Genomic DNA, 5,612 nt, shown 5'->3' on the forward strand with positions numbered 1-5,612 from the left:
GCAATTAACTTAATGAACCGCCAAGTACCGAACGGTATGCTTGGTGGTGTGAGAGGACGGTAGATAAAATAATTATCTACCTCCTACTCGATAATTAGACAATTTTAAATAAAATCAGGAAGAATTATGTACTATAAAATGTACTTGCTTTTTTTATTAAATCTATATAAAATCTTACTTATCATGTAAAAACTAAAGTAGAAGATGTTGCAGTGGGAGGAGCACTATTTAAATGCACAAATACAATAGGTGGAAAATAATTTTTAGTTCAGTAATAATACAACTTTGTTTAGGAGCAATTTATGCTTGGGGAGTTTTTTTAAACCCAATCATGAATGAATTTGGTTGGTTAACTACAGAAGTATCCTTAGCCTTTACTATATTCTTAGTATCATATGCTGTAGCCACAATAGTTGGTGGCTGGTGGCAGGATATTGCAGGTCCAAGGATAGTAGCTACTGCTGGAGGGGTTCTTCTAGGTACAGGCTATCTATTAGCAAGTTTTACTACCTCGCTACCATGGTTATATATTACCTATGGGTTTATTGGAGGTTTTGGTGTGGGAATAGCTTATGTTTGTCCTATTGCCACTTGTGTAAAGTGGTTTCCTGATAAGAGAGGGTTGGCAACAGGGTTAGCTGTAGCAGGCTTTGGTGCTGGAGCAATTGTTTTTGCACCAATAGCATCAAAAATAATAGAGATCTTTAGTTGGAGATTAGCTTTTAGTAGCCTTGGAATAGCCTTTCTTATCTTAATAACTCTATCAGCGCAATTATTACAGAATCCACCTGCTGGTTGGAAACCACCTGTAGGTAACAAGAAGTTAACCAATAGTGAACCAAATAAAAGTATTGATATAGAATTGGATGCTATGATTAAAATGCCCCAATTCTGGCTATTATGGACCATGTTTTCCTTAGGTGCCACTTCAGGTTTAATGGTAATTGGTCATTTAGCCTCTTATGGAACTGGGGTAGGGCTTACAGAAGCAGCTGCTGCAATAGTTGTAGGTTTATTGGCATTCTTTAATGGAACTGGAAGAGTAGCATGGGGATTAATATCTGATAAAATAGGACGAGAAAAAACTTTAACATACATTATGTTTATACTTGGATCGATGGTACTTATCTTTACAAGAATAACGGAATTTTTACCCCTTATAATTGTAGCTAGTATCATAGGAGTTAGTTTTGGCGGTATACTATCTGTCTTTCCTTCTATCACAACAGAATATTTTGGTTCCAAAAACGTTGGCAAGAACTATGGAATGATGTTTACTGCTTATGGAGTAGCTGGTGTTATCGGTCCAATGCTTGGTGCTGCTGTATTTGACTATACTGGGACATATTATATTGCAAGTATTGTAGCAGGTATAGGGTGTTTAGTATCTGGAGTACTATCATTCTTATTAAAAAATCCTCAGAAGGATCCTAAACAGCTTCTTGTACAGAAGAGAGTTATAAACTAAAGATAAATGAGGGGTAAATTTGTTTGTATTAAATAGTAAAAATAGTCTACAAAACCCTATAAAAGTTTGGTTAGATCATTTAGATGAGTTAGATGATGAGTGCTTAAAGCAAGCTAAAAATGTGGCTAATCTTAAGATTGCCCATGGATGGCTTGCTTTAATGCCTGATGTACACACTGGTTATGGAATGCCAATAGGAGGAGTATTGGCTACAAAAGGCGCAATTATCCCAAATGCAGTGGGTGTTGATATTGGTTGTGGTGTTAACTTCATGCAGACAAATATACCTTTAAATATTTTGAATGATAAAACTCGCAAAAAAATTGCACAAGATATTCATGATGCAATCCCTGTTGGATTTAAGCACCATAAAAAGACACAAAAATCAATAGTACTAAATAATGCACATGAAGATAAAGGGTTTATGAGCACTCCGCTTTCAGAGGAAATAAAACGAGGATATTATCAAGTAGGTACTCTTGGAGGAGGAAACCATTTTATAGAGATTCAAAAGGATGAAAGGGACCAAGTTGGGATTATGGTCCACACAGGCAGTCGCAATTTCGGCTTCCAAGTATGTAAATATTTTAATAACCTAGCTGTAGAAAAATGCAAAAAGAAGGGGACTACAGTTAATAATGATTTAGCTTATTTGGAGGAGACTGACAGTGAATTTAGTGAATATATAGCCTGGATGAATTTAGCGATGAATTTTGCTGCAGAAAACAGAAGTGTTATTATGAAAAAAATAAGAAATATTATATTTCAAGCTGTGAAGCATTGTATAAAGGAAGAAGACATAAGCGTATCTAACGAAATAAGCTGTCATCACAATTTTGCCAGTAAAGAATGTCATCAAGGCACAGAACTTTGGATACATAGAAAGGGAGCCATAAGAGTAGAGGCTGGAGACAAGGGAATTATTCCTGGATCTATGGGGGCCTATTCATATATAGTGCGGGGGTTAGGAAGTATAGATTCTTTTAACTCTTGCTCCCACGGTGCAGGGAGAAAGTATTCGCGAAAAAAAGCAAAAAAAGAATTCAACCCTGCAAAAGTGCTAGAAGATATGAAAGCTAGTGATGTAATGATTGGAAAATTCCAACAAAGCACCTTGGCAGAAGAATGTAGATTTGCTTATAAAGATATAGAAGATGTGATTAGGAAGCAAAAAGATTTAATAAAAACTATTAAGCGGTTAAAAACTGTTATAGTCGTGAAAGGATAGTTCTTACTTGACAAAAGCTCATTTGTAAACGTAAAATGAAAATAGGTATAAAAATCAATTCCACTGTACGAAATGTCAGTGGATTAACTTATTAAAAGGAGAATATAAAAAATGGGCAAGGCAAATGAGCATATTAGAGAAGAAGTAAAAACTGTACAAGCTGTTGAACGAGCACTTTCTATACTTGAGGTACTTGCAGGTGTAGGTCGCCCCATATCGATTACTGAAATAGCAGAAGTATCAAACTTGAATGTGAGTACAGTTCATCGCTTGCTGGGAACGTTGATGGTTAAAGGGTTAGTAGATCAAGAAAATGATACTGCAAAATATAAACTGACAATGAAACTGTTTCAAATTGGCAATGCTGCCCTCTACAACGTAGACATTCAAGCTATTGCAAGGCCCTATATGCAAGAGTTATTGGAGAGATGTAATGAGACTGTTAATTTATCTGTTTTGGATGGAACAGAGGTTGTTTATGTGGATCAATTGGAATCAACAAATATGGTTATTGTTAAAATGTTTGTAAAAGTTGGTAATAAAGGACCAGCACACTGTACTAGCTCAGGGAAGGTATTACTTGCTGGTTTGCCTCAAGAGAAACTAGAGCAAATTATTAATAAGATAGAATTAAAAAAATATACTAATGAAACAATTACTGATGTTGAAATGCTCAAAAAAGAACTTGATAGAGTTAGGAAGCAAGGCTATGCTTTTAGCTTAGGAGAAAGAGATGAATCTGTTAGGTGTTTAGCTGCCCCTATTCATAACCATCAAGGAAAAGTAGTGGCTTCAATCAGTGTATCAGGGCCAGCTAGTAGAATAACAAGTTACTATTTAAATAACGAATTAATACCTATAATGTTAGATGTTTCTGCAAAAATATCTTCTAAAATGGGATATAATAATTAACTAAACTGAAGACTGGATAGAAGCTATTAAGAAAGAAGTAGCTAATCTGGGAAATACCACAGTGTGATGTAGCTTCTGTCCAGTTGAAAATCAATAGAGCTTATTCCGTGCCAAAAGGGAACTGCATACAATAAGTAACGGCGGCCTATCTATATAGTGCTCTTATTTAAGAGATGTTCACCACACAGATTATCAATAAATTGGCGTGCAGTTCTACCTGATCTACCATTATGCCGAAGTTCCCACTGTAGAGCTAAATGGTGAAGGTGTTCTTTTGATATTTTTAATTTGGCATCTGCTGCCAAACCATCTACTATTTTTAAATACTCTTTTTGAGTGGGGCTTGGATACACTACAGTTATTCCAAATCTATCTGCCAAGGAAAGTTTTTCTTGAACTGTATCACTAGCTCGAACATCATCGGAATTGAATTCCCGAGTTCTATCTGCGAAGCGTTCTTTGATTAGATGTCTCCTGTTAGATGTTGCATATAAAAGCACATTATCAGGCCTTACTTCTAGTCCACCTTCCAAAACAGCCTTCATTTCTTTATAATCTACCTCACCATCTTCAAATGATAAATCATCTATGAAAATGATGAATTTTTGAGGGTATTTTGTTAGTTCTTGAAGTAAGTAGGGTAAAGTGGGTAAGTTGCTCTTACTCAACTCTACTAGACGCAGTCCCCTGGACTTAAATTCGTGTAAAAGTGCTTTTACAGTAGATGACTTACCGGTACCTCTATCACCATAAAGCAGTACGTTATTTGCTGTATAGCCTTGAATGAACTTAAGAGTATTGTTAAAAACTACTTCCCGTTGACGTTCATAGCCTACCAAACTATCGAGAGTAATTGGATCTGGATGTGATATGGGGTATAGGTTAGGTTTACCACTAGTATCTTTTGTCCAGCGAAAAGCAGGATAAAGGTTCATAATACCGGTACCCCATGTACCATAATAATTAGCTAATTCGTCAACTACGTCAGACCACCGAGAAGTTGTACTTAGCTTAGTGTAAATTGTATTATTATCTGCATCTATGCTATCTGCACCCAAAGAAGGAAGTGAAAGAGGGTATTGAGAATTACTTTCTATTTCTTGCTGTAGAACATGTCCACTGCACCTATAAATTTGCTGTAATAGATCAAGTTCCCGCTTTGTTTGTTTAATTAAAGAGAAGTCTAATTCTTCAAAACACAATTTGCTACTGTTTAAGGAAAAGGGATTTTCACTTTGAGTTAGTAGCTTCATTAAATGATGTTGCCATAAGTCTTTTGTAGTAATAACGTTGTATTCAGTTGTTATATATAAACTAAAAAGTCTATTGGCTAAAGAGCAATAATCTTCTACAGCTTTTACCGTATCTTTATCATGGCTTGAAATATTAGCTAATAAATTTTCATAAAGCTTAAAGATTTTATCATTTCTTAGATCCATAAATATAGCAAGTTGCTTACACGCCCAATAAGCGTTTGTTATATTAGTTGTATTTTTCATGTAGTTGTCCCCCTCAACATTTTAGATAACTTCATTGTATAAATTAAATTGTTTAATGTCAAAAAAAAGTACTGCAAAAAGCAGCACTTTAAAAATCATTTGTTTCCTTCATATTTAAGTTGTATTTCTTTGAAGCTTTTTTAATATCAGCTCCAGTTTTTAAATTTAATTCTTTAAAGCCAATGCCAGCGCCAATTTGTGGCCTTCGCATTAGGGTGGGCTCAGCCTTACCGATTATTCCTCGCATATTTTTTCTAGTCAAATAAATCACCTGCCTCGTTTATCTTTTTTTATATCATCGGGTCTTGCACATGGGTCCATAGGTTCAACATAAGTTTCTGAGTAGGCATGCTTTACATCTTTAGCTTTACGCAATGCAGCTTTGGAAAATTTTTGCTTTCTTTTCATGCTAACCTCCATTCCGCCGCTACGCTTGCGGCACAAATAGTAATGAAAAATGGTGCGCGGCTTTCACCACTTTGTTATTATTAGCTTAAGGAGAAGA

At 35.4% G+C, this 5,612-nt stretch carries 6 protein-coding genes; 3 read left to right on the forward strand and 3 right to left on the reverse strand.

The genetic code is table 11. The features are described from left to right. Positions 1-232 precede the first annotated feature (232 nt). The 3 genes from GGQ84_RS15235 to GGQ84_RS15245 all read left to right on the forward strand — a co-directional run bounded on the left by GGQ84_RS15235 (position 233) and on the right by GGQ84_RS15245 (position 3,608). Positions 233-1,468, forward strand: a complete 1,236-nt coding sequence (locus GGQ84_RS15235; RefSeq protein ID WP_429163657.1) for an L-lactate MFS transporter — start codon at positions 233-235, stop codon at positions 1,466-1,468. Between the two features lie 19 nt (positions 1,469-1,487). Next, entirely contained in the window at positions 1,488-2,696 is a 1,209-nt protein-coding gene (locus tag GGQ84_RS15240; protein ID WP_429163658.1) for an RtcB family protein, read from the forward strand. A 111-nt stretch (positions 2,697-2,807) separates the two neighbouring features. Next, the gene (locus GGQ84_RS15245; protein ID WP_429163659.1) at positions 2,808-3,608 is read left to right on the forward strand and encodes an IclR family transcriptional regulator; all 801 of its coding nucleotides are present in this window, start codon (positions 2,808-2,810) and stop codon (positions 3,606-3,608) included. Between the two features lie 149 nt (positions 3,609-3,757). Here the strand turns inward: GGQ84_RS15245 and GGQ84_RS15250 are convergent, their stop codons facing one another. The 3 genes from GGQ84_RS15250 to GGQ84_RS15260 all read right to left on the reverse strand — a co-directional run bounded on the left by GGQ84_RS15250 (position 3,758) and on the right by GGQ84_RS15260 (position 5,515). After that, positions 3,758-5,107: an ATP-binding protein gene (locus GGQ84_RS15250; RefSeq protein WP_429163660.1), complete on the reverse strand. Its 1,350-nt coding sequence runs from the start codon at positions 5,105-5,107 to the stop codon at positions 3,758-3,760. Positions 5,108-5,195: 88 nt separating this feature from the next. After that, positions 5,196-5,369 (reverse strand): hypothetical protein, encoded by a 174-nt coding sequence (locus GGQ84_RS15255; RefSeq protein ID WP_429163661.1) that lies wholly within the window; start codon positions 5,367-5,369, stop codon positions 5,196-5,198. 5 nt (positions 5,370-5,374) lie between these two features. Then, positions 5,375-5,515 (reverse strand): hypothetical protein, encoded by a 141-nt coding sequence (locus GGQ84_RS15260; RefSeq protein ID WP_429163662.1) that lies wholly within the window; start codon positions 5,513-5,515, stop codon positions 5,375-5,377. Between the last annotated feature and the right edge of the window lie 97 nt (positions 5,516-5,612).

The organism is Desulfitispora alkaliphila (assembly GCF_050433185.1).
Lineage (GTDB): Bacteria > Bacillota > Desulfitisporia > Desulfitisporales > Desulfitisporaceae > Desulfitispora > Desulfitispora alkaliphila.